The 24189-nt window shown below is 60.2% G+C and carries 16 protein-coding genes and 1 pseudogene; 8 read left to right on the top strand and 9 right to left on the bottom strand.

The genetic code is table 11. The features are described from left to right. Window positions 1-14: 14 nt before the first annotated feature. From ACM5SV_RS12585 to ACM5SV_RS12555, 7 genes are all read right to left on the bottom strand, one after another. Complete coding sequence (locus tag ACM5SV_RS12585) at window positions 15-881, bottom strand: SDR family oxidoreductase (RefSeq protein ID WP_026157748.1); 867 nt, start codon at window positions 879-881, stop codon at window positions 15-17. A gap of 156 nt (window positions 882-1037) precedes the next feature. Next, window positions 1038-3329 (bottom strand): glycosyltransferase family 4 protein, encoded by a 2292-nt coding sequence (locus ACM5SV_RS12580; RefSeq protein ID WP_017997538.1) that lies wholly within the window; start codon window positions 3327-3329, stop codon window positions 1038-1040. Then, window positions 3326-6565, bottom strand: a complete 3240-nt coding sequence (locus ACM5SV_RS12575) for a glycosyltransferase (RefSeq protein ID WP_026157747.1) — start codon at window positions 6563-6565, stop codon at window positions 3326-3328. The genes ACM5SV_RS12580 and ACM5SV_RS12575 overlap by 4 nt, the downstream gene beginning before the upstream one ends. Then, the gene (glf, locus tag ACM5SV_RS12570) at window positions 6558-8909 is read right to left on the bottom strand and encodes a UDP-galactopyranose mutase (RefSeq protein WP_222052211.1); all 2352 of its coding nucleotides are present in this window, start codon (window positions 8907-8909) and stop codon (window positions 6558-6560) included. Before glf ends, ACM5SV_RS12575 begins: the two co-directional genes overlap by 8 nt. 65 nt (window positions 8910-8974) lie before the next feature. Next, window positions 8975-10141: a glycosyltransferase gene (locus ACM5SV_RS12565; RefSeq protein ID WP_222052210.1), complete on the bottom strand. Its 1167-nt coding sequence runs from the start codon at window positions 10139-10141 to the stop codon at window positions 8975-8977. A gap of 230 nt (window positions 10142-10371) precedes the next feature. Beyond that, the gene (locus ACM5SV_RS12560; RefSeq protein WP_222005583.1) at window positions 10372-11949 is read right to left on the bottom strand and encodes a PQQ-dependent sugar dehydrogenase; all 1578 of its coding nucleotides are present in this window, start codon (window positions 11947-11949) and stop codon (window positions 10372-10374) included. Then, the gene (locus ACM5SV_RS12555; protein WP_003554719.1) at window positions 11949-12386 is read right to left on the bottom strand and encodes a DUF2231 domain-containing protein; all 438 of its coding nucleotides are present in this window, start codon (window positions 12384-12386) and stop codon (window positions 11949-11951) included. The genes ACM5SV_RS12560 and ACM5SV_RS12555 overlap by 1 nt, the downstream gene beginning before the upstream one ends. 517 nt (window positions 12387-12903) lie before the next feature. Here ACM5SV_RS12555 and ACM5SV_RS12550 point away from each other — a divergent pair. The 4 genes from ACM5SV_RS12550 (at window position 12904) to ACM5SV_RS12535 (ending at window position 19011) form a co-directional block, all read left to right on the top strand. After that, complete coding sequence (locus ACM5SV_RS12550; protein WP_003554717.1) at window positions 12904-13662, top strand: ImuA family protein; 759 nt, start codon at window positions 12904-12906, stop codon at window positions 13660-13662. Beyond that, on the top strand, window positions 13583-15094 hold the full coding sequence (locus tag ACM5SV_RS12545) for a Y-family DNA polymerase (protein ID WP_012760336.1): 1512 nt from the start codon (window positions 13583-13585) through the stop codon (window positions 15092-15094). The genes ACM5SV_RS12550 and ACM5SV_RS12545 overlap by 80 nt, the downstream gene beginning before the upstream one ends. Next, window positions 15091-18390, top strand: a complete 3300-nt coding sequence (locus tag ACM5SV_RS12540; RefSeq protein ID WP_003554713.1) for an error-prone DNA polymerase — start codon at window positions 15091-15093, stop codon at window positions 18388-18390. The genes ACM5SV_RS12545 and ACM5SV_RS12540 overlap by 4 nt, the downstream gene beginning before the upstream one ends. Before the next feature lie 69 nt (window positions 18391-18459). Beyond that, window positions 18460-19011, top strand: coding sequence for an NAD(P)/FAD-dependent oxidoreductase (locus ACM5SV_RS12535; protein WP_244432312.1), 552 nt, complete (start codon window positions 18460-18462; stop codon window positions 19009-19011). Window positions 19012-19938: 927 nt separating this feature from the next. On the opposite strand, the gene ACM5SV_RS12530 is transcribed toward ACM5SV_RS12535, so the two are convergent. Next, the gene (locus tag ACM5SV_RS12530) at window positions 19939-20904 is read right to left on the bottom strand and encodes a TIGR03885 family FMN-dependent LLM class oxidoreductase (protein ID WP_222005582.1); all 966 of its coding nucleotides are present in this window, start codon (window positions 20902-20904) and stop codon (window positions 19939-19941) included. A 135-nt stretch (window positions 20905-21039) separates the two neighbouring features. Between ACM5SV_RS12530 and ACM5SV_RS12525 the strand changes: the two are divergent. The 3 genes and pseudogenes from ACM5SV_RS12525 to ACM5SV_RS12515 all read left to right on the top strand — a co-directional run. Continuing rightward, window positions 21040-21279, top strand: a pseudogene (locus ACM5SV_RS12525) (restriction endonuclease); the annotation flags it as partial. A 572-nt stretch (window positions 21280-21851) separates the two neighbouring features. Next, window positions 21852-22016, top strand: coding sequence for a hypothetical protein (locus tag ACM5SV_RS12520; protein ID WP_003554706.1), 165 nt, complete (start codon window positions 21852-21854; stop codon window positions 22014-22016). Between the two features lie 293 nt (window positions 22017-22309). Then, window positions 22310-23029: a Crp/Fnr family transcriptional regulator gene (locus ACM5SV_RS12515; RefSeq protein ID WP_017993235.1), complete on the top strand. Its 720-nt coding sequence runs from the start codon at window positions 22310-22312 to the stop codon at window positions 23027-23029. Between the two features lies 1 nt (window position 23030). Here the strand turns inward: ACM5SV_RS12515 and ACM5SV_RS12510 are convergent, their stop codons facing one another. After that, entirely contained in the window at window positions 23031-23270 is a 240-nt protein-coding gene (locus tag ACM5SV_RS12510; RefSeq protein ID WP_003554701.1) for a DUF6894 family protein, read from the bottom strand. 495 nt (window positions 23271-23765) lie between these two features. Here ACM5SV_RS12510 and ACM5SV_RS12505 point away from each other — a divergent pair, with 495 nt between their 5' ends. Then, on the top strand, window positions 23766-24092 hold the full coding sequence (locus ACM5SV_RS12505) for a hypothetical protein (RefSeq protein WP_244432311.1): 327 nt from the start codon (window positions 23766-23768) through the stop codon (window positions 24090-24092). Window positions 24093-24189 lie beyond the last annotated feature (97 nt).

Genomic DNA, 24189 nt, shown 5'->3' with positions numbered 1-24189 from the left:
CTCTGCCGCCGTGATCAGATCATGATTTCCCCGCCGGTCACCGGGATGACGGCTCCGGTCATGTAGCTGCCGAGATCCGAAGCGAGAAGTACGTAGGCGCCGGCAAGTTCCGCGGGCTGTCCAGCCCGCCCGATAAGGGTATTTTCTCCAAATTTCGCAGCTTTTTTGGCCGGCATCGTCGACGGAATGAGCGGCGTCCAGATGGGGCCGGGCGCGACCGCGTTGACGCGAATGCCTCGTTCACCGAGCATCTCGGCAAGTCCCGCCGTGAAGTTGGAAATAGCCCCTTTCGTTGAGGCGTAAGCTAGCAGCTGGGGTGACGGCTGGCGCGACTGGATGGACGTGGTGTTGATGATGGCACTGCCGCGCGCCATGTGTGGGATTGCCGCCTTCGCGAGAAAGAACGGTGCATAGATGTTTGTGCGAAAGGTCTCGTCCCACTCTTCGGCATCGATATCGGCGATGTCGGCATAGGTGCGCTGAAAGGCGGCATTGTTCACCAAGATGTCGATACCGCCCAACTCATCGACGGTCCGCTGCACGAGCATCTTGCAGTGATCCTCGGACTTGATGTCGCCGGGGATTACAACAGCTTTGCGGCCTGCGTGCTTCACCCATTTCGCGGTATCATTGGCGTCCTCGTCCTCGCTTAAATACGAGATGACCACATCGGCGCCCTCCCGAGCAAAGGCGATCGCCACGGCTTTGCCAATGCCCGAATCCGCACCCGTAATAAGAGCAGTTTTGCCTTCGAGCTTTCCGTTTCCCCTGTAGGATTTCTCACCATGGTCTGGCACAGGCCGCATGGCCGCTGTCTGGCCCGGTGGCTCCTGTTGTTGCGCAGGATAGGGCGGCGTCGGGCGGCGCGTGTCGTCGGTCATCGTCATGATCTCCTTGATGGTTGCGAGAGGCAAACATCCCGAAGCGGTAAGGGTTCCCGGCAACTTTTCTTTGAGCCGCGATCGAGGAGTGTCGTGTTCACAGAAATGATGGCGGCCTGGCGCGCTTCGATCTTGCATGCCGGCCGCTAGACGCGTTCAGGTGTCACTAGCTTTCGCGCCGCCAATAGGATGCTGCGCAAAGCTTGCGAACTCATTTGCTCGTTTGCGTATCGCAGCAACCAAGGGAGCAAATGGCGCCCGTCCTCCCGGGGCGACATCGGCGGAGAGGAGGCCGTTCGCGCAAGGCCGATTGTCATCCCAGCCAGGATGATTGACGATCGGATAAAGGCACAAACCTTCCAACGGCACGCCCGAGCGGATCGCGTCCAGAGCTTGGTCGGCAACATAGTCAAACCAGGATGCGCGACGGTCATCCTCGATGCCGGTTTCGGCAATAAGCATCGGCTTGCCGTAGCGCGCGAACGTTTCGACCAGAATTCGGCTGAGGGGCTTATAAAGCGGATGACCAACGTCGATCGGTCGACCGCCGTGAATCCACTGGTTATTGGAATAATAATTCACACCGAGGATATCAAGATAGCGTTCGCCGCCTCCGATCTGTGGCCACATCCTTCCGCCAATCAAGTCCCAGGCCTGGAACTGCGATTGGCGATGTCCTTCGGCGGTATGCGCATCGTGGGGACGCGACGGGTCCGCGACGACATTGATCACCGGCTCGCAGTGGACGAAGCGGGCCCGGGCATCCACGGAGATGATGGCATCCATCGCCGCGATGGCGGCGCGTGCCATCTGCACCTTGAGTTCGAATCCACGCCCATTGGCAAATGGGTTCAAATAGCCGACGTCACCACCGCCCCATGAGAAAAACGAGATCTCGTTGACAGGGCAATAAAACGGAATGCCGTCGCTCTCCTCGCGGACCAACTCGGCGCAAGCACGTGCGAACCGCGCGAAGCGATCGACGAAGCGCGGCGACCAGATGTCGAGATCGTCGGGCCAGCCATAATGCAGGAGATCCCAGACAACTTGGGTCTTCGTTAGCTTGGCCGCCTGGAGCATCGGACGGATGCTCGACCAGTCGTATCGGCCATTTTTTTCAATCAGGTGCCATCGGAAGCCATCGCGAACAGTGGTGAGTCCGAAGCCTTGAAGTTGGCGATAGTCCGTCTCGGCATGGCGATCATGACCAGTCGCGGCAATCAAGTCGAGTCGATTGCCCTGCGTCTGACCGTTTCTTGGCCGGAGCCGATGGCTCGAACATTCGAAACCGCCTTGCAGGAATGATTGGAACAGACCTGTAGGACGCGCTGCCTTTCGCTCTCGATGGACATCCGCCAGAAGTCGCTCCCACCGCGGCAGCACTGCCTCGACGGAGTAGTCCATCTCGACCTTCCGTCGCAGGGCGGTGCCGAGTGCGTGACGGCGCGCGGGAGACTCGATAAGCGCGATGATATTGTTCGCGACTATGCCTGGACTGCGATGGGGCACGAAGACACCGGACAGCCCGTCATCGATCTGCTGCATGGCACCGTTGTCAGGCGTCGCAATCACCGGGAGGGAGGCTGCCCCGGCCTCGGCGATAACATGCGGCATGCCTTCGCCGGATGACAGCCAAACGAATATATCGAATGCGGCAAGCAGGGGCGGGATATCACTCCGGTCGCCTAGAAACTGAAGCGTACCATCGAGCCCGTGCCGGGTGGTCAGGGCTTTGAGCTGCACGGCATATTCCGGCTGGAAGGCATCCGGCCCTCCGACAATAACGAACCGTGCACTTTTCGTGGTGGCATGAACCAGCGCGGCGGCCTCGATAAAATCCTCGACGTTCTTTTTGGGATCAAGCCGGCCGACCCAACCGATGAGGACCTCATCTGTCGCGATCCCGAGACCCGCTCGTGCCCGCTCGCGATGTGCCGGATCGAAGGCCGAGAGATCGATCATCGAGGGGATTTCCAGGGCATGACGGTCGCGCCCGGGCATTCGTGACGCGGCCGCATCACGGATCGTGCGGCACACGCCCACATAACGCGCCGTCAGATGTTTGGGGCCGGCCAAGGCCTCTGAGACCAGCCCGCCATGTTCAATGAGGGGCGGGCGAAGATGCAGTCGCTCCAATGCCGGATAGATGTCCGCTACGTTCTGACAGGAAACGACAATGTCGTAACCCGAGATTTTACCGGCGAGATATTTTACCGTATCCTCGAAGGACAATTCGTAGGGCGTCGTATCGACATCGATCCCCAGCCCTCGAAGCTGCCGGTGTGTTTGCTCTGGCATGCCGGGTTTCCGGAAGCAGGCCACGACGTCGAGGCGATAGCGACGGCGGTCGAGATTCTTGGCAAGCAGCCGGACTTCCGTCTCCTCGCCCCCGACGACCAGCCAGGCGAAAACGAAAAGGATCCGCAGAGGCGATGGTTCAACCGTCATTCGCCGACCTTGAATATAACCTGGAGGAATTCCGGCCGGTTCTCGATCAGATCGACGAGGAAAGCAGGCGCTTCGTCGATGGGCACGATGTGAGTGATCATGTGCTCGCGGATCGCCGCACCTTCCGTCTTCAAGAGGTCGAGCGTTACGCCTGCAAGCCTTCGACGGTCCCACCGTGGGGCGAGCCCGCGGGGGACGCGGTTGATTTGCGCGCAGCGGATGTTCAGGCCGTTGTGATGGAATTCTTCCCCCAGCCGCAATGAGCTGGCCCCGTTCTGGTAAAAGGCAAGATCGATCACGGTGCCCTGTGGGCGCAAGGCCTTGAGCGCCGTGTGCAGGCTACCCGCATGAGCGCGCGTCTGGAACGCTACATCCGCGCCGCGTCCCATGGTGCCGTCGTGCCAGCGCGCCTTGGCATGCTGCCACGCTTGATCCTCGGCCATCGCCATCAATCCCATCGCCTCCGCCTTGCCGCGGCGAAATTCGGAGGGATCTGTGATCACGATGTCCGATGCGCCGAGCGAACGGGCAAAAAGCGCCGTCATCAAACCCACGGTACCCGCGCCGAGGACGATTACCGTTCGCCCGCAAACGCCCGCGCCGAGTGCGGGCACGGTTGCGCCAAATGCTTCCGCGTCGGCATGGAGGATGCCGTTGGCAGCGATCGGTCCCATCTGCGCGACAAAGACGCCGAGCAGCGGATCGAGGTCCGGCGGCAGCATGACAAGAAGATCGTGTGAGGGGTCGGCAGTGTGCCCAGTCTTGTGCGCGTAGCTTGCCGCGAGCAACTCGCCATCGGCAAAGCCGCGCGCGCGCGTTTGCGAAACGCGTGCGACCTCCATGTACCCGAGGAAAGGCACTGGATAGTTAAGGTCCGGCTCGTTTTCGATGAAGACGCCGCGTTCGCCATCAAAGCGCGCGCGGAAATAGGGGTTGGTGTTCTTCAAGAACGTCAGCTCCGTCCCGGCGGAAAGACCGGTATAGAGTGTGTCGAGCCGCACATGTCCATCGGCGGGCGGGCCTTCCTCGTATTCCAAGAAATAGGCTCGGCCCGGCGCCTCGATGCCGAGCGAGCGGATTTTGCGGTGCCCAGGCCGCGGTTCTTGAGACATCTCGGCACGTGGTTGCGCCAGCAAGGGCGATAGCTCGCTCCGCTTTAGAGCCGGGGCGTCGAGGTGTATCGGCTCCCCGCTGCGTGCCGAAGATACGACGGCCACCGCAAGCCGGTGGGTGGCTAGAGCATCACCATACGGGCAGCGAATGCGGTTTTCACCACCCCGGACGGCGTCGATGAAATCGCGGTCTTCGCGCCATACCGGATCGCCATCGGCGCTTCGCACTGGGCGTCCTCTTCCAACATCCACCATGATGTCGCGATCGGTCAATTCGATCGCCAGTCGGTCGGCGAAGATGTGCAAGCCGACGCGGTGGCTCCAGCCGAGAAGGCAGCTCGCGGCGATATTGGCGACCACGCCCGTTTCGAAGGTCAGGCTAGCTGTCGTGACCGTCGGCACATCGAGGCCGGGAAACTCCACCCTTTCCTTGTATCCCGCCCGGCCGTATACGTCGGTGACCTCGCCCACGAGGAAGCGCGCGAGATCAAGGAGATGCGTCGCCTGCTCAACCATCTGGCCGCCGGATTGATCCTTCTTCCACCACCACTGCGGGGGAGGCGTGGAATCCAGCCAGTATCCCGACAGCAGTTGCGCTGGGTTATCCGCCAGCAGGCTTCGGGCTTCATCGACGATATCGAGATAACGCCAGTGATAGCCAACGCCAGTAATCAAGCTGGCCTTCGACACGCCGGCTGCGATCTCTTCCGCCAGCGCCAGATCGAGCGTGACTGGCTTTTCGACAAAGAATGGAATGTTGCGGTCAATGAGGTCCTGTTCCGGCTCGCCATGGGCGAAAGGCGGAATGCAGATGTAGACCGCGTCGAGCCGTTGCGTGTCGAGCATTTCACGGTGATGGCTGAAAGAGCGGGCGCCGAAGCGCATTGCCGCCGCATCCGCACGGGGAAGGTCCAGGTCGGCAAAGGCGACGAGTTCGACATCGTCGAAGCCGGTTAGGATATCCAGGTGCCGATGGGCGATGCCGCCCACGCCGATGAAGCCCAGCCGCGTTTTTCGCATCTCGGTATCCTTTTGTTTTTGATCCGCATGTGGGGTGAGGAACCGCTCGTAGACGGCGCCGGTCTCATCAGCCATTCGGCGGGCGGAAAAGTTGCGCTCGAAACGCGCGTGGCCGACTCTGCCGGTGGCCTTTAGATGGGGATCGCTCAATGCCTGATTGACGACAGCGGTGATCGACGCTGGGTTGCCGGGCTCCGCGAAATAGGGATGATCACCGCCCAGTGCCTCGACGGTTCCGCCGATCCTCGTCGCGACCACGGGGACGGCAAGCGACATCGCCTCGAGAACCGCGAGTGGAAGGCCTTCGAAGCGCGAGGGAAGCACGAAGAGATCGGCGATCGCCATGATCTCCGCAACATCCGCCCGGTGCCCCAGAAAGCGAACGTGACCAAAGGCTTTTAAATCTTCCGCCAGGGTTTGGACACGATCTTCTTCTGGACCCGATCCGACAAAAAGCAACACCGCTTTGGGGTGAGTTCCAAGTATGTTCGGCAAGGCGCGGACAAGCGACGCGTGATCCTTCTGCTCGGTGAAGCGGGCGACCGTCAGCAGCACGGTTTTATCCACCAGGTCGAGCACCCGCCTTAGTTCAGCCGCTGCTCGCGCAGGCGAAAGTGGAAAGATGCCGTTGCGCACGACTGTCAAACGCGACGGCGCGACGTTTGCCTCGCAAAAGCTTTCACGCGAGGCTTCGGAAACGACGATGTGATGCGACAGCCTCCCGGTCTCGCGCCGGTAGAGCTCGATCTGATCAGGATCGGTGAGCAGATATGGCAAATGGTCGGTGCGGATGATCGGGATTGCCAGTGCCTCCGCGGCGGCGGCTAGGCCGTGTCCCTCCCATCCGATTCCCGCATGAACGTGCAGAAGATCAATACTGGATCGCGCCAACCACTCCTGGAATACGCCCGCATCTTCGCTCAGCTTGATGCCAATTCCGTGGCGCGCAGCCCGCGGCAACAAACCGGTCCTGTCCTCGGTCAACAGGGCTATTGTGATATCCCACCGTTCGCTTAAAGCCCGCCCGAGAGCAAGCATGTGTTCGCCCATCCCGGACGGTTCTGCACTGTCGGTCGCCAGTAGGATGTGCGGCCTCCTACTCATGCCGCGCGCCGGCAAACGCCTTGCCGGCCTCATCCCGGAGCTTCAGGCGTCGGTAGGTCGCCAGTGCTTGGCCGACGACTTGATCCATATTGTAATATTTGTAGGCTCCCAGCCGCCCGACGAATGTCACTTTGGTCAGCGCGCGGGCGAGAAGCTCGTATCGTCTATAAAGTGCCTGGTTCTCAGGGCAGGGGATCGGATAATAGGGATCGCCGTCGGCACGGGCATATTCATAGCTGATGCTCGTCTTTGGGTGAACCTGGCCGGTCAGATGCTTGTATTCAGTCACGCGCGTGTAATGCACCTCCTCGGATGGATAGTTGATAACGGCTACCGGCAGTAGCCGTCTTACGTCGTGCGTTTCATGGTGGAATTCCAGACTGCGATATGGCAGCCGACCCAAACAATGGCCGAAATACTCGTCGATGGGCCCAGTAAAGATCGTGTGGCTGGCCGGCCCATCCTGCTTCAGATCGGCGAAATCCGTGCCGACCATGACCGTTATGTTTTCATGGTCGAGCATGCGTTCGAACATGCGCGTGTATCCATCACGCGGCATGGCCTGGAAGCGGTCGAGGAAATAGCGATCGTCGGTATCGGTGCGGGTCGGCACTCGTGCGGTGACGGACTTGTCGAGCTTCGAGGCATCAAGGCCCCATTGCTTGCGCGTGTAGCCTTCGAAGAAAGTGCGATAAAGCCCAGAGCCGATTTGAGATGTGACGACGTCTCGTGATGTTATCACGGGGTCGCAGGGTTCCGCCCGGTCGGCCAGGAAGCGTGCGGCCGCGAATTCGTCCGTCAGGTCGAGGCCATAGAGCGCGTTCAGCGTTGTGCGGTTGATGGGGATGGGAAGCCGCAGGGCGCCGACCTGTGCAAGCACGCGATGCTCGTAGGGACGCCATGCCGTGAAGCGCGAGAGATAGGCAACCACATCCTCGCTATTGGTGTGGAAAATGTGCGGGCCATATTTATGGACGAGGATCCCGGCTTCATCGTAGTGATCGTAGGCGTTTCCGCCGATATGAGGCCGCTTGTCGCAAACAAGCACCTTCCTCCCACCATCTGAAGCAAGGCGTTCCGCCAGCACCGAGCCGGCAAATCCTGCACCGACGATCAGATAGTCATAGCTTCCCGGCGCGGGCCGTTGGGTGCGAACGGAAAATCTTTGGGGCAGGCCAGGGGACAGAACTTTCTGCGCTGCGGCCTCTTCGACAAGCGCCGACATCCTACGGAAGGTTGTCTCCCAGGATGATCGGGCTAAAATTTCATCGACGGCTTGCAGCCATGTCTGATCATTGCGGGAAATGTGAAGAGCAGCATCGCAGGCCTCCGCAAAGGCTTGTGGGTCATTGGCCAGGAAGACGCCTGGCACATCGCCATACCCGCGGACCACGTCGACAATCTTGGTTCCGACGATCGGCCGGCCCGCGGCGAGGTATTCAGGAGTTTTCGTCGGACTGATAAATCGGGTGGCATCGTTCAGCGCAAATGGCATAAGCGTCGCCTCCCAACCCGAAAGGTAGGCCGGCAGATCGCCATAGGCTTTCTGACCGAGATAGTGGATGTTGGCTGCTCGCGGTAAATCATCCGGTGAAATCTTCACGATCGGCCCGAGGAAGATGAAGGAATAGCCGGGCCGCGCCGCAGCCGCGCTTTCGATCAGATCCAGATCGAGCCGCTCGTCGATGACGCCGTAGTAGCCAAGGCGTGGATGAGGAATATCGACTTGGTCCCAGGGTTCCGGCAAGGCGTTCCGCGCCGTGCGGAAGTGATGGCTATCGACGCCGGATGGAAATGGGTGGATGTTGTCGTGCTGGTCACGTTTCGCTTCATACAGGCTTATGCCGCCAGTGAAGACGACGTCGGCGGCGGCAATCAACGTCTGTTCGGAGGCCTTGAGGTTGGCGGGCGCGAACTTGAAGTTCGCCAATTCGTCCATGCAGTCGTAGACCACCGCCACCGCATCGACATGCCGGGCGAAAGCAAACATCAACGGGGTGTAGAACCAAAGGATCGGGCGCTTTCCGCCATACAGCGTGATGAGTTCGTCAAGCAGTTTGCCAAGAGCGGCTTCACGCTCGGCCTCGCTCCACCCATTTGGAATGCGCGGACGGACCGCCTTGACGCTTGTCCCCTCGAACGGATGGATCTCCAGATAGGCAAGAGGATGGTCGGTCGGGATGAATTCCTCAAAGAAGAACACTGGGCGCTCCCGCGAGAATCGCTGCATCAGATGCTGGGGCCTCTGGAGCACAAAATCCCATCGAAGATGCGAGAAGCAAATGAGCGGAGCGTCTTGCGGCAAACCGCAGCCGGACAACGGCACAGAACTCAGCAGGTTCATCAAACACCTCGCAACCACGATGGCCCCCGAACCTGCGATTGCGGCGAATGTTCCAATCAATTTGGCTAAGTTATCTCGATAAGGCTCTTGAGCGTCCGGAGGCTATGCGGCCATGTCCAGTTATCCAAGACGACCTGACGTGGATCGAAGCTTTGCAGCCCTCCAAGCATGTCGCGGATACCCGCGTGAAATTCATCGGCCGAGGCAGCGCGCCCCGTCTTCGGCGTGATGTATTGCAGTCCGCAGCTCAGCTCACTGTTTGCAAGAACGGGTATTCCAGCCAGCATATACTCCGTCAAAATGGCCGGCGCGCCATCATCGACGCCGCAAACGACGCCGATCCGGGCCTGGTTCATAAGCCTGTTCACTTCGGCAAATGGTACACCGGGCGGATCGATGAAAGCGACGTCGATGCCGAGTGCTCCTGCGTGCCGGCGTAGCGCTTCCATCATCTCGCCATAGCCGCAGACGCACAATGCACGCAGCGAACGGGGCAGTTGGCTCAGCGCGTTGAACAGAATGTCATGCCGCTTGTAAGCCTGAGCAGCAGCGACGTAGATCACGTCATAGATCTTTTCCAGACCCAGAGGCCTGAACGTTACCTCAGAAGCAAACTCCGGTCCAATCGGCATAACGGCGATGGGCTTGTCGGGATATAAATCGCGCACTGCTTCCGACTGCCACGCGGCGCCGGTGAGAATAAGGTCGAAATGGCGGCTCACCTCAGATGGCACGCGCAACGCCGGTGCGTCGATCGAATTGTAAATTTTGAAACTGTCGGGGCAGGCCAGCAATATGTCTTCGCTGACGCCAAGGCCCCATACGCACAAGATCGACGGTGGTCCGAAAGCCTCGATATGGCCCAGCATATCATTTGATGCGAATGGCGCTTCAGGCCCATTCATCTGAAACGACCGGCGCGTCAAGAACGGGCTGCCATCGGGCCGATGCATCTTTGGCGATGCACCACGGCTGTGGGTCCAAATTTCGGCGCGGTCGGCAAGGCCTCCTTTGAGAGCTGCAAGAGGGAGCCGCTCGATGTAGCCCCCCACGACCTCGACGTTCTGTTTCGGGGTGACGGTCATCTCTGGGAGAGGCCCGCGATTTCCCGACAACCATTGGTGCCGAAACCAGGCTATCGTCTCGAATTGGGCGTCGCGCCAATCGCCGTCCTGGAAGTCGCTGATGACAACTATTCGGCGTGGTATGTTTGGTGCTTGCATCGCAACCATTTTCGTTGAAGTCCCGCGTTGGAAGCCGATCTAAGTTTGCATCTCATTTGCCGTGAACCCCTCACTTAAATGCGCCTTCGCCCCATGTTGAACATGCGGCGGCTAACGATCGCCGATAGAAAAGCGCGCGGAAATGGCCACTGCGCGATGGTGACCTCAGGAAATTTCTTGATGTCGGCCAGTCACCACGAAAACATGGCGAGAAGTGATTTAAACCCGACAAAATCTCTTCATGGACCACCTGCAGGGGCGATCTGCATTTGCGCAGGCTGGGATTTATCCGCTTGTCCGGGAAGGGGTTTCTGGTCGGTCGGGCGTTCATCTGCCGGGGCTGCCGGCATCTGTGATTGAGGGGTCGAACCCGTCCTTTCGGTTCCGATGCCAGGATTCATATCGGCGGTCCCGCCCGCCGTCGCATCAGTCGAGACTTGCCGATTTGCCGAAACCTGGTCCGTGCCGATGGGCTGCGGCGTAATCTTGCCGTCGGACGAAGCAACGCGCCAGACGGTGTTGCCGGCGTCATCTGCGACGAGCAGAGCTCCCGTCCCGTCGATCCCGACTCCGACCGGCCGTCCCTTCGCTTGGTCGTCCTGGATAAAGCCCGTGACGACGTCCTGCGCCTTGCCGGATGGCTTCCCGGCCTCGAATGGTACGTACACCACCTTGTAGCCATTGAAGCTGTCCCGGTTCCAGCTGCCGTGCTCTCCGATGAAGGCGCCATTGGCGTAGGCGGCCGGCAGCGCTGAATTCATCGAGAAGGCCAATCCAAGGGCCGCGACATGGCTCGACAGGGCATAATCCGGTGGCGTCGCCCTTTCGACCATGTCCGGACGCGGCGGATGCACGCGCGCATCGACATGGTTGCCGTAATAGCTCCAGGGCCAGCCGTAGAAGCCGCCTTCCTTAACCGAGGTCATGTAATCGGGAACGAGGTTCGGACCGAGTTCGTCGCGCTCATTGACGACCGTCCAGAGCGAACCTGTCTCAGGGTTGAAGGCGAGGCCGTTCGGATTGCGCAGACCTGAGGCGAAGACGCGCGCCGCGCCGGTGCGCCGGTCGACCTGCCAGATCGCTGCACGGCCCTTTTCTGCTTCAAGCCCATTCTCGACGACATTGGAATTCGAGCCGACCGAAACGTAGAGCATCTGCCCATCGGGGCTGAGCGCCAGATCCTTGGTCCAATGATGATTGATCGGACCACCGGGCAGGGGCGTGATGGTTTTCGGTTGGGCGGTGATTTCATTCTGCCCAAGTTCATAGGGGTAGGCGAGAATGGCGGACGTCGAGGCGACATAGAGCGTGTTGTCGACCCAGGCGACGCCGAACGGCGAATCGAGTTTCTTCAGCAGATCGTGCCTCTCATCCACCTTGCCGTCGCGGTTGGCGTCACGCAGCAGTGTGATGATGTTGCTTTCCTTCTGCTCGCCGCCGTCGCCATGAGCGATGGACATGATCCAGCCTCTGATCAAATCCTTCGGCCGGGAGGCCGGTTCGCCTGACGGGCCACGCGCCTGAACTACCAGTACGTCGCCGTTCGGCAAGGTGTGGACTGTCCTTGGATTGGCGAGGTCCTTGGCATAAGCAGTGACCGTCAAACCGTTCGGTGCGGCCGGCGTCTCACCATCCTTCCAGCCAACGACCTCCGCTACCTTCAGATCAGGCAGCAGGGAAGGGGCTGGATCTGGGAGCACGGGGTTCGGTCCGATCTGCTGAGAGATGTCAAAATCTCCGCTCTGGGCGTAAGCCGCAAGACCGACGCCGACAGATATCGACAGAACCGAAGCGCCGAGAATCTGGGACTTCTTCATCATATCCTCCAGGCCAGTCTGGCATATTTGCGGGCGGAAATTGCCGCGGCCACCAGGCACAAGACAAAGGTGACGGCCGAAAGCATCAGTCCGTATGGGACGACGGCCGTCCATCCATCGCCGGCATGGATAAGGTTGTTGGCAAAGGCGAGGCTCAGTATGATTAGATAGAGGAGGGCGGACAGGAACGGCGGCCGTAAAGGGCGCGTGCGGCGACGCATCAGATCCATCAATCCGGCCAGAATCGCAAGCGAGCCCAACATAAGCCCAGCGAACAGCAACCATGCAGAGAAATTCTGCCACATCAGATTGCCGGTCTGCCAGAAAGCGATATCGGTCGCAAGCGCGAGCGTGAAGCAGACGAAGGGAAACGGGACAAAGAGCGACTGAAGCGGATAGGCGGCCGAGTCTCGATTGCTTGTAGAAGATATAGCCATGGATGCTCCGTGAAACTGAGAGCTGGGAGATGCCTATCCAACCCGCGGCGAGAGCATATGGTTCCGTTACGGTGCGTGCTGCACGAACTGCCCGCCTGAAAGAGCATGGTCGGCCCCAGCAGAGAGCGAAGAAGAAAGTGCTCCTTAGCCAGCCGGGTTGCAGCTCAGCCGACTTGTTCGATGGAGAGCGGGCCGGGCGGCAGGGCTCGATCAGCGACTTGGCCGAGAAGGCCGGATCGAGCCAATCGGCCCAGGCGTCCCGTTCGAGAATAACAGTTTGCCGGTCGTGATATGGCGCAATGTCTGGCCTGAACTCCATCGTCCACAAGCGGCGTTCGGCGCCTCCGAAAATATTCCTTCCTCATCATCCGATTGAATCCGCTGTCGATTTTTCTGCGTCGCACTCGTGCTCAACTTCAGCGCGTCATATGCGCGTTGACTCATTTACGTCTTGAGAACAGATACAGAACATATTGCTGTTACTCAAGCTGAAAACGGGTTGCCGTTAAAGGAGATCATGAACTCAGCCGTCGCCCCAATCGCTATCCTCGACGGTCTGCGCGAGCAGATAGCGCACCTGGAAAGCGCCAGTCGGCGCAGGCGAGGCGTTTTGCCTTTCGGCGTGGCCCAGATCGACGGGCGGCTTCCGGGCGGCGGATTGGCCCATGGGGCGCTGCACGAATGCGCTGGCGGCGGGGCCGGCACCGTCGATGGCGCGGCCGCCGCCCTGTTCGTGGCCGGCATTGCCGCGCGTACGAAAGGCAAGATCGTCTGGTGCCTGACACGTCCCGATCTGTTCTTCCCGGCCCTGGCGCAGGCGGGGCTGCATCCGAACCGGGTGGTCTTCGTCGAGTCCGACAAGGAAGAGGACGTCCTTGCCAACATGGAGGCGGGCCTCTCGTACGGCGGGCTCGGCGCGGTGATTGGCGAGATCGTCCGCCTGCCGATGGCGGCGTCGCGCCGGCTGCAACTTGCCGCCGAGAAGACCGGCACGATGGCGCTCGCGGTGCGGCGGTGGCGACGGCAGACCGAGGCCAGCGACTTCGGGCAGCCGACGGCCGCGACCACGCGCTGGAGGGTGAGCGTCATTCCGAGTGAGGAGCTGCCGGTTCCAGGCGTCGGGCGGGCGAGGTGGTTTTTGGAACTGATGAGGGTGAAAGCGGGTGAGTGTGCCGAGTTCGAAGTAGGAGCCTGCGATGCCAAGGGTCGTATCGATATTTTTTCCCGATCTGTCGACCGACAGGATCAGGCGGGCCGATCCCGCCATTCCCGTTGAGCAGCCGATCGCCGTCATTTCGAAGAGCGGATCCAAGCGCTGGGTCTCGGCCGCCGACGCCGCGGCCAGGAAGGCCGGACTCCACGTCGGCATGCCGGCCGCCAGGGCGCAGGCGATCCTCCAGGGCCTGCGGATGATCGACGCCGATCCGGCCGCCGATGCCGTGGCGCTCGAGCGCGTCACCATGTGGGCGCTGACGCAGTATTCGCCGATCGTCGCCGTCGACGCGCTGGACGGCATGGTCATCGATACGGAGGGCGCCGACCATCTGCAGGGCGGCGAGGAGCGCATGTTGACGAGCATCGCCAATCGGTTTCGCGCCAAGGGCCTGACGGCACGGGTCGCCATTGCAGACACATGGGGCGCGGCTCACGCATGTGCCCGCGCCATCAATCGCGAAACTGTCATCGTCCCGAGTGGAGAGACCATCCGGGCGGTCGAGCGACTTCCGATCTCTCTGCTGCGGCTACCCGAGAAGATCGTGGGCGATCTGCGCATGCTCGGCTTCCGGACTATCGGCGAGCTCTCGGCGACGCCGCGCGCTCCCTTGGCGCTTCGCTTCGGCCCGGAGATTGGACGGCGTCTCGACCAGATGTTCGGTCGCGTCCGCGAACCAATAGATCCGATCCGTAGCCCAGAACTCGTCGAGGTCGTTCGATCGTTCGCCGAACCGATCGGTGCAGCGGAAACGATCGACAAGTATGTCGGCCGGCTGATTGTTCAGCTCGTCGCTGAACTCCAACGGAAGGGTCTTGGCGTCCGCCGGACCGATCTTATCGTCGACAAGGTCGATGGGACCAGGCAGGCGATCAGAGCGGGAACCGCCAAGCCGGTGCGAGACATCGCCTGGTTGACGAAACTGTTCCGCGACCGGACGCAGACGATCGAGCCGGGTTTCGGGATCGAAAGGCTGACCCTCGTCGCCGTGATGTCGGAACCGCTTGAAGAGAAGCAGAAGGCGTCCTCGCTTGTCGACGACGAGGATGCCGACATCACACCGCTGATCGACGTCCTCGGCAACCGAGGCCAGCGCGTCTACCGGGTCGCGCCGGTCGCCTCCGACGTCCCGGAGCGCAGCGTCCAGCGTATCGCCGCGGTCGGCGAGGACGCGACGGAAGATTGGGTCCACCATTGGCGACGGCCGGTGCGGCTGTTTGCGCGTCCGGATCGGATCGAGGCGATAGCCCTGCTGCCGGATCATCCGCCGGCCAGCATCACCTGGCGCGGTAAGCGTCATCGCGTCAAGCGTGCGGACGGTCCGGAACGGGTCTTCGGCGAATGGTGGAAGCGCGACAGCGAATTCGAGGCTGTGCGCGACTACTTCGTCATCGAAAACGAGAGCGGGGAACGATACTGGATCTTTCGCTCCGGCGACGGCATCGATCCCGAAACAGGTTCCCACAAGTGGTTCATACACGGGATATTCGGATGAGATACGCCGAGCTCCAGGTCACGACGCATTTCAGCTTCCTTCGTGGCGCGTCCTCCGCCGACGAGCTCTTTTCTACCGCCAGGGAACTGGCCATCGAGGCTCTCGGCGTTGTCGATCGCAACAGCCTGGCAGGGGTCGTCCGGGCGCTCGAGGCGTCGCGCGCGACAGGCGTCCGTCTCGTTGTTGGGTGTCGGCTGGATCTGCAGGAGGGCATGTCGATTCTCCTTTATCCCACGGACCGCGGCGCCTATTCGCGGCTCACCCGGCTCCTCACGCTTGGCAAGGGCAGGGGCGGCAAGGCGAACTGCATCTTGAACCTCGACGATGTCGCTCTCTACTCCGAGGGGCTGCTTGCAATCCTTGTGCCCGACCTAGCTGACGAGACCTGCGCCGTCCAACTTCGCAAGATGGCCGAGATATTCGAGGACCGAGCATATGTCTCGCTTTGCCTCCGGCGGCGTCCGAACGACCAGTTGAGGCTGCACGAATTGTCGAACATGGCGATGAGGCACCGCGTGCGAACAGTCGTCACCAACGACGTCCTCTTCCACGATCCTTCCAGGCGGCAGCTTCAGGACGTCGTCACCTGCATTCGAAACAATACCACCATCGACGACGTCGGCTTCAAGCGCGAGCGCCACGCGGACAGATATCTAAAGCCGCCGGAGGAGATGGAGCGCCTGTTCCCGCGCTACCCCGAGGCGCTGGCCCGGACGATGGAGATCGTCGACCGCTGCAGGTTCTCGCTGGAGGAACTGACCTACCAGTATCCCGAGGAGGCGATCCTCCCGGACAAGACCCCGCAGGAATCCCTCGAGCACTATGTCTGGGAGTGCGTGCCCAACCGCTATCCGGAAGGGCTGCCGCCGGAGGTTCTCAAGATCGTCCGTCACGAACTCGATCTCATCCGGACGATGAAATACGCCCCATACTTCCTGACCGTCTTCTCGATCGTCCGCTTCGCCCGGTCGCAAGGCATCCTTTGCCAGGGGCGGGGCTCGGCGGCGAACTCGGCCGTCTGTTACATCCTTGGTATCACCAGCATCGACCCCTCGACCAACGATCTCCTGTTCGAGCGCTTCGTCTCCCAGGAGCGCGACGAGCCGCCGGACATCGACGTCGACTTCGAACACGAAAGAAGGGAGGAGGTCATCCAATGGATCTACAAGACCTACGGGAAGGATAAGGCCGCTCTCTGTTCGACGGTGACCCGTTACAGGGCGAAGGGTGCCATCCGCGACGTCGGCAAGGCGCTCGGCTTGCCTGAGGACCTCATCAAGGCCCTGTCAACGGGCATGTGGGCGTGGTCGGAAGAGCTGGTCAGTGATCGCAGTCTTCGTGATCAGGGCTTGAACCCGCAAGACCGCCGCCTCGCCCTGACGCTTAGGCTTGCGCAGCAGCTCATGGGCGCTCCTCGGCATCTGGGACAGCATCCAGGCGGCTTCGTCCTGACCCACGACCGCCTCGACGATCTCGTTCCGATCGAACCCGCGGCAATGGTTGACCGGCAAGTGATCGAGTGGGACAAGGACGACGTCGAGGCGCTCAAATTCATGAAGGTCGACATCCTGGCGCTCGGTATGCTGACCTGCATGGCGAAGGCCTTCGCGCTCATCGAAGAACACAAGGACGAGCACCTTGATCTCGCCACCATCCCTCAGGAGGACCAGGCGACATACGCGATGATCAGGAAAGCCGACACCCTCGGCACGTTCCAGATCGAGTCGAGGGCGCAAATGGCGATGTTGCCGCGCCTGAAGCCGCGGACCTTCTATGACCTCGTGATCCAGGTCGCGATCGTCCGGCCTGGTCCGATTCAGGGCGATATGGTGCACCCCTATCTCCGCCGCCGGGAGGGCAAGGAGCGGGTCGTCTACCCGACGCCGGAACTCGAAGCCGTTCTCGGCAAGACACTCGGCGTCCCGCTCTTCCAGGAGTCGGCCATGAAGGTGGCGATGGTTTGCGCCGGATTTACCGGCGGCGAGGCAGACCAGCTTCGCAAGTCGATGGCCACCTTCAAGTTCACCGGCGGCGTCTCGCGCTTCAAGGACAAGCTCGTCTCCGGCATGATCAGGAACGGCTACACGGCCGAGTTTGCCGAGAAGACCTTCAGCCAGCTCGAGGGATTCGGCAGTTATGGCTTCCCGGAATCCCATGCGGCGTCGTTCGCCTTGATCGCCTATGCCTCCAACTATGTGAAATGCCACTGTCCGGACGTCTTTTGCGCGGCGCTGCTGAACTCGCAGCCGATGGGATTTTACGCGGCGGCCCAGATCGTCGGTTGCGCTCGGAACCATGGCGTCGAGATCCGACCGATCTGCATCAACAATTCCCGGTGGGACTGTACGCTTGAGCGTATCGGAGATACCGACCATCACGCGGTCCGCCTGGGAATGCGCATGGTGCGCGGCCTTGCCGCCGCCGATGCCGCGCGTGTCGCGGCTGCTCGCATGGACCAACCGTTCGAAAGCGTTGACGATATGTGGCGACGGTCTGGGGTCCCGGCGGCTTCTCTGGTCGAACTCGCCGAGGCCGACGCCTTCCTGCCATCTCTGGGACTTCAGCGGCGCGACGCATTGTGGGCGATTAAGGCTCTGCGTGACGAACCTCTTCCGCTCTTTGCAGCCGCCTCGGAACGCGAGGCGAGGGCGATCGCCGAGCAGCAGGAACCCGAAGTCGCTCTGCGCCAGATGACGGATGGACACAACGTTGTCCAGGATTACAGTCACATCGGGTTGACGCTCCGCCAACATCCCGTCGCATTCCTTCGAAAAGCTTTGGCAGAGCGCCAGATCGTCACCTGCGCGCAAGCCATGAACGCGCGGGATGGTCGCTGGTTGATGACAGCTGGCCTGGTCCTCGTCCGGCAGAGACCCGGCAGCGCCAAGGGCGTCATCTTCATGACGATCGAGGACGAGACCGGTCCGGCCAACGTCGTCGTCTGGCCCAAGCTCTTCGAGCAGCGCCGCCGTATCATCCTCGGGGCATCGATGATCGCGATCAATGGGAGAATTCAGCGTGAAGGCGACGTCGTTCATCTCGTGGCCCAGCAAGCCTTCGATCTGTCGGGCGATCTCTCCGGGCTGGCTGAGCGCGACGCAGGGTTCCGGCTCCCGACGGGCAGGGGAGACGAGTTCGCGCATGGATCGCCCGGAAGTCCGGATTCGCGCGACAGGGTGGCGGGCGCGAGGCCGAGGGACATTTTCATTCCGTTATGCCGAACTCCGCATAAGGGAACTTATCCCGAGCCGGAGACTATGCCGAGCCCGTTTCCCAAAGCCCGAGATTTCCGGTGAAGCCGCGTGGCAAGCTCGGCATATTTTCAAAGCACTGGAAGGCGATTTTCGCCCTTACGGACATCTACCTTGAACGATTATTGCCTACGAGCTAGGGATCAGCGGAAGCCAATCAAGAAAAGATTCCAATGTTTCCCTTCTCCGAAGCCGATCCCGTTCAGCATTCCGATCCCTAATGCCTCCGAGGTGGTGATCATCGGAGGCGGAATTGTCGGAGTGTGCACCGCCATCTTCCTTGCTAATCGAGATGTGCAAGTGACATTGCTTGAGAAAGGACGCATTGCCGCCGAAGAGTCCTCGCGCAACTGGGGCTGGATACGAAAGCAAGGGCGAGACGCTGACGAGCTGCCAATAGTGATCGAAGCCTGCCGCCTCTGGCAACAGTTGGCGGACGAATGTCTTGAAGACATCGGCCTCCGACAAACTGGCGTTACCTATGTGGCCCGGACGGCCAAGGACATGGCTGCGTTCGAAGACTTCATGAAGATCGCCGCTGCCCACGATCTCGACACGCGCCTTGTAGACGGCAACGATGTGTCATCCGTGGCCTCAGGTATGAGTCGGAGGTTCAGCGGGGCAATGACTACCCCGGGGGTCATGCTCGTCTCCGCTAAATTGTAACAGCGGAGCCTGAATATTATGCCGAGCTTGCCACGCGGCTTTACCGGAAATCTCGAGCTTTAGGAAACGGGCTCGGCATAGTCTCCGCCTCGGGATAAATTCCGGATCTGCACATCGACACCCTGAAGGTGAGAGCGCGGAATTTCCAGGCGGCTGCTTGTCCTCCCGCGGAATCCGCAAGCTGTGTAAAATCCTCGCTGCAAGACACGCTTCTGGGAGAGCGAGGGCCATTTGAATACATGTGCAGGTTTCGGTCAGCGCGCGGGCCCGAAGTGGGTCACCCTCTGACGCTTGCCTCCCATCGCCATTCCGACCAGCGTCCTTGTCTCATTCGAGCAAGACGACCGCGGATGCCACAGGTCAACTCGGTCGTCCCGCTGTGGGTCGCGTATCTGTCTTGGTGCGTGCAATCGATACTTACGCTTCAGATAATTGGGAACAGAAGAGTGATCTTGATGTTCGAGGGCCGCAACGTAAACCACGAAGGAAACGAAAAAGATGAATATCAAGCTCATCTGCGCCTCAATGCTGGCGGCCGGTATGGCCACGAGCGCTTTTGCTCAGTCCAGCACCGGAGCTGGAACCACGACGGAACCCAATGCCATTGGTACCGATGGTCGTGCCAATGTTCAGACAATGCAGCCGATGACATCCGATCCAACCTCCACGGGCAGCACGACGAATGGATCAATGGGCGCGACCATGCCAGGCGGTTGCAGCGGCGGCAGTGATCCTGCGAGCTCCACCGCTTCGGGCTCCGTCCAGACCCAAGGTGGTCTAAGCGACGCGACCCCCCAGGGTCAGGCTTGCGCTCAGTAAGCAGCCAAACTTTTCGAACAGGAGAAGAGGTGGCGCTATGGTGATGCCTGTGGGTATCACCCGCCACTTCAGGAGATTGCTTGATCGCCTCCTGGCGGATGACGTGGCCTAGCGGATATGCGGCAAGACTTCCTGCGCCATGAACCGCATGAAGCCATGTTGATCCAAGGAAACATTGTGCAAATAGACTTCCTCGAATCCGCATGATGCCAATTCGCTGATGATTTCAAGCAGCTCGGATCCTTCTGTAATTAGTGGGACGAACTCTTCTATGTCCTCGGGCCTGAGGGTGTTGGTCACCTCGTCGAAGTCCTTGGGGCGCTTCAGGTCAGCTAAGACAGTCGATGGCACGGCCGCATTGCGCCACCGCTCCCAGGCCGCCAGACGCGCTTCCTCCCTCGACATTGCCCACGAAACCTGAAGCTGCAAGACGAGCGGCTTGCCGTGGCCGCCATTATCTTCGAAGCGGCCGACAAGCTCTTGCATGCTCTCTTTGGATTTCCGCACTGTTATCAAGCCGTCGACCCAGTCGCCCATCCACCCTGCCGTCTTGGCGCTCAAGGCGGCGCCAAATATCGCTGGCGGCCGCTCAGGCAGGGACCAGAGCTTGGCTTCCTCCACCGCGAACCAGGGATAACGAACGGTGACCGTTTCTCCGCGAAGGAGATCCCGGACAATCCCGGCACCGGCACGAAGCCGCGCGTCGCGTTCTGCTTTTTCGGGCCAGCCGCTGCCCACGACGCTTTCGTTCAGGGCTTCACCGCTACCGACTGCAATCCATCGAAAACGGTTCGGGTACATCTCGGCGAGGGTGCCGGCCAAATGCGCAAGTAGGGCTGGGTGGTAGCGCCAGCCACCGGGGATCGCGAGACTACCGAACGGCAGCGATGTCGTTGCAAGTGCTGCGCCGAGCCAGGCCCAGTTGTTACCCGAATTTCCCTGCTCCTCGCTCCATGGCGCGATATGGTCGGACGTCATGATGGCACCGAAACCAGCGCGCTCTGCAGCCTGAACAAAGCATAAGAGTTCGCTGGGCGAGAATTGCTCATGCGACGCATGATAACCTATCAGCATTAGGGCTCCTCGTGATCAAGGCAATGCTTTGGCAATCCAGAAATACCTTGCAGCCTATGACATGCATCATGAACCGCCGAAAAAACCCTTTGTTCCGCTGCCGTTAGCGGGGTCGAGTTATGCAGCTGTCCCTGAATAGTTCGTGACCGCCTGTTGCGGCGTATCGTTCCACAAACCTACGACAAGAGATTGCGATCATGGGTTTGAAGCTAATCATTGGTGGAGGCCGCGCCGAGGCAGATGCGGCTCATCTCCGCCAGGTGGAAACAAACTCTGCTATTCTTCCAACGGGATTGCGCTGGCCGGGACCGCTCATTGGATGTTGGCCCCGTTGACCTGTCGAATGATCTCGAAATCCTCATGGCGCGGCACGCAAAATGAAGAAGCTTTTCGAGCGTTGACAGCGGCGAGTACACCCCGATCGTCAAGGTCAGGTAGCTGAAGATTCTCGATCAACGCGTCCGCCTTCGGGAGCACGTCCCTCACACGGTCACGCGTGAACTCTAGGATTCCATGGACGGGCTCAGCGGTATCGGAGAATTCCGGATCATAGAAATGGATCCGAGCGGCGCGACCTGGCAATGCGCTTTTCGTGCCGCTGCCCGTTAATGCGATGAACGCCGGTCCGCTTTCGCCTTGCAAAAAGAAGCCCGCCGACGCGGGGGAGGTTGGGAACGAACGGATCGCACAGGAAGGAAGGGTTGGCGTACGGCCCCGCTAAAAGAGGGGGACCTGTGCGATCCTTGTGGCCCAACGACAGATAGTCAGAAAAGTTCCTGTGCGTTTCTGCACCAGTCGGTAGATGGACCGCCAGTGACACCAGTCGTTTCGCCGCTTCGGTCCAAGGCCGCGAAAAGCTCTCGCGCCTGAAGAATCGCCGTGTCGGCACCTTGTTTCATTCGAAAAAAGAGCACATCTCGATGGGGTAAGCGCCGTCAGGAAAGCAAATGGCCTACGAGCGGGATATGGCTATCGTCTTCGATAGCGTGACAAAGGCGGTGATCGTCAGTTTCCGCGGAGTCACGGTCTATCTGCCAGGTCCCTATGCCGACCGAAAGGAGGCCGTCCTGATCGCCGAAGCGCATTGCCGCCGACTTGGCTGGCGAGATTGATTGCGACTTCTTTTCAACGATCGACGAGGGGCAGATATTTATATTGTGAATCGCTCGTCCTTTCGCAATGAGCGCGCATGCCGAGGCAAGATGTGCTAAGCTCTCTTGGTCGGCACCGAACGTCGGTGCCGGTCTATCGTCGCTGATCATCAACAATGTCAGTGGCTTATGTGCGGTTTTGTCATAAACGCACACTTTCGCGGGACCTATAGCCAAATCTTTGGGCGTCCCGTAGCTTTCACCACACCCACAGGCGTTTGGCTTGACATCCAAGCTCCCCACGCGGAGCTGCTATGCCCCACCAATCGACCGTCGAGAACACTCTACTGAAATTGTTGAGCGTAGACGGTTTCGCACGCCTCTCGGGAGCGATGGAGCGCATCGACCTTCCATTGCGGCACGTTCTTGTCGCCAGCGACGTGCCGACCACGCATGTTTGTTTCCTGGAAAGGGGCCTGGCATCCATGGTTGTCAGCAGCATCGACGAAGAAGTTGTGGAAATTGGCCACATCGGGCGCGAGGGCGCATCCGGCATGCACGTCGTCCTGGCGGTAGAGACCACCCCCACGCGCACGTTCATGCAGGTCGCGGGGTCGGGAATTATGGTGCCGATGGAGACATTTCAGCGCGCGCTCGCCGATGATCCCGAGATGAAGGATTTCTTCCTTCGCTATGTTCACACAACCGTGCTGCAGCTCGCCCATTCGGCGCTCGCCAACGCCCGCTACAATATGCATGAGCGGCTGGCTCGATGGATCCTGATGTGTCACGACCGCCTCGAAGGCAATGACCTGGCCATTACCCATGAATTTCTGGCATTGATGCTCGGTGTCCGGCGTTCGGGCGTCACCAATGAGCTACACGTGCTTGAGGGCGTCCACGCCATCCGATCGACCCGCGGAAACGTGCGAATAGTGGACAGGGAAAAATTGATCGAAATCGCCGGTGGCTGTTATGGAGTGCCGGAGCGCGAATATGAGAGGTTGCTGGGTCTTCCGCTCGGCGCCAGGTAGATCAGCCCATTGGCTTCACCGCTTCCGCAAAGGGCAACACGAGCAGGATATCGCCTGTTTCGTTTCTGATCTCGACGCTTCTTGACGAAATGTCATATCCAAGCAGCACGGCACTGCTCATCAATGCCCGCGCATCACGCACCGCTTCAACGCGAGCGGCATCCAAATCGGCAAGCTCGGTTCCTTCCCAGTCGTCGAGCGATCCTGCTTCAGACAGAATGTTGAAGTAGAAGCGTGGCATTCGAAATCCCAAAGCCCGGAAGGACAAGTCGCCTATCTTGCCGTTCCGCGGCGTTCAGATCAACAGCATTGGGCATGCTTTCGTCATCGCCGATCTGAACGCGGCAGCCTTGCGGAAACGCACCGGTGGTTGGCGTTGAGAACTTGGTGGGTTACGTGTTCATTTTTGCGGGGCAGTGGAAGTCGATCCCGGCACGCCCAGGGGGGATATGTTCTTCAACGGCCCAGGCTTTCTGCTGGTTCTAGAGCGGAGCTGCTGACAGACTTTCCGTCCAGCTCGATCTGCTTACGACGGAAGAGTTCCTCAGTTCGCTCTGCACGCGGCTGCGGACCGGAAGCCTGCTGCCGCGCTCTGCCACCGGAGAAATGTATGAGGAGTGCCCTGAGCGTTGGCCCATATTGCGACGAGCACGGCGGTACACCGAGACGACGTGATTCCGACAGATTGCAACCACCACCATCGCATCGCGGCGACTTTTCCAAGTGGTGATCATCGTTGACGCCCTTCGACCATTTATCCCAGGCGGACAGGACGCTTTTCCTAATTTGGCATTTACCAGCTTTCAAACGGGGGGCTGACCCATCTTGGAAATGGCGGCTGTTTTTCGTACGATCGAACAACCAACAAGGATTGCGCTGGGTGCTGTTCATTGCGATTGGCTTTGTCGTTGCTCACATTGCCCTGGCCACGGCGATCTTCGCGCTTCGTGGCGGCGACCAACTATGGGTCCTGGGGTTGGTTTTCGGCTGGTATTGTTTCGCCATGTTCGGTCTCATCGTCTATTTATGGGTTCGCCATAGAAAATCGACCCGGCGAGGATAGTTCACTCGAGGCGATTGCTGTCACGCTCGGCGACGGAACATCTAGGCAGATTCGCTGATCTTCGGCGCTGTCGCGTCTGATCTACGACGACCTCGCG

The sequence above is a fragment of the Rhizobium sp. CRRU65 genome, assembly GCF_048551595.1.
GTDB lineage: Bacteria > Pseudomonadota > Alphaproteobacteria > Rhizobiales > Rhizobiaceae > Rhizobium > Rhizobium leguminosarum_J.
The sequence above is the reverse complement of the archived record's forward strand: the minus strand, read 5'-3'. Positions and strand labels throughout refer to the sequence as shown.

Bases quoted from the DNA above. Each gene is read 5' to 3' on its own strand.
- ACM5SV_RS12585 (WP_026157748.1), bottom strand. From the start codon at position 881: ATGACCGACGACACGCGCCGCCCGACGCCGCCCTATCCTGCGCAACAA.
- ACM5SV_RS12580 (WP_017997538.1), bottom strand. From the start codon at position 3,329: ATGACGGTTGAACCATCGCCTCTGCGGATCCTTTTCGTTTTCGCCTGG.
- ACM5SV_RS12575 (WP_026157747.1), bottom strand. From the start codon at position 6,565: ATGAGTAGGAGGCCGCACATCCTACTGGCGACCGACAGTGCAGAACCG.
- glf (WP_222052211.1), bottom strand. From the start codon at position 8,909: ATGAACCTGCTGAGTTCTGTGCCGTTGTCCGGCTGCGGTTTGCCGCAA.
- ACM5SV_RS12565 (WP_222052210.1), bottom strand. From the start codon at position 10,141: ATGGTTGCGATGCAAGCACCAAACATACCACGCCGAATAGTTGTCATC.
- ACM5SV_RS12560 (WP_222005583.1), bottom strand. From the start codon at position 11,949: ATGAAGAAGTCCCAGATTCTCGGCGCTTCGGTTCTGTCGATATCTGTC.
- ACM5SV_RS12555 (WP_003554719.1), bottom strand. From the start codon at position 12,386: ATGGCTATATCTTCTACAAGCAATCGAGACTCGGCCGCCTATCCGCTT.
- ACM5SV_RS12550 (WP_003554717.1), top strand. From the start codon at position 12,904: ATGAACTCAGCCGTCGCCCCAATCGCTATCCTCGACGGTCTGCGCGAG.
- ACM5SV_RS12545 (WP_012760336.1), top strand. From the start codon at position 13,583: ATGCCAAGGGTCGTATCGATATTTTTTCCCGATCTGTCGACCGACAGG.
- ACM5SV_RS12540 (WP_003554713.1), top strand. From the start codon at position 15,091: ATGAGATACGCCGAGCTCCAGGTCACGACGCATTTCAGCTTCCTTCGT.
- ACM5SV_RS12530 (WP_222005582.1), bottom strand. From the start codon at position 20,904: ATGCTGATAGGTTATCATGCGTCGCATGAGCAATTCTCGCCCAGCGAA.
- ACM5SV_RS12520 (WP_003554706.1), top strand. From the start codon at position 21,852: ATGGCCTACGAGCGGGATATGGCTATCGTCTTCGATAGCGTGACAAAG.
- ACM5SV_RS12515 (WP_017993235.1), top strand. From the start codon at position 22,310: ATGCCCCACCAATCGACCGTCGAGAACACTCTACTGAAATTGTTGAGC.
- ACM5SV_RS12510 (WP_003554701.1), bottom strand. From the start codon at position 23,270: ATGCCACGCTTCTACTTCAACATTCTGTCTGAAGCAGGATCGCTCGAC.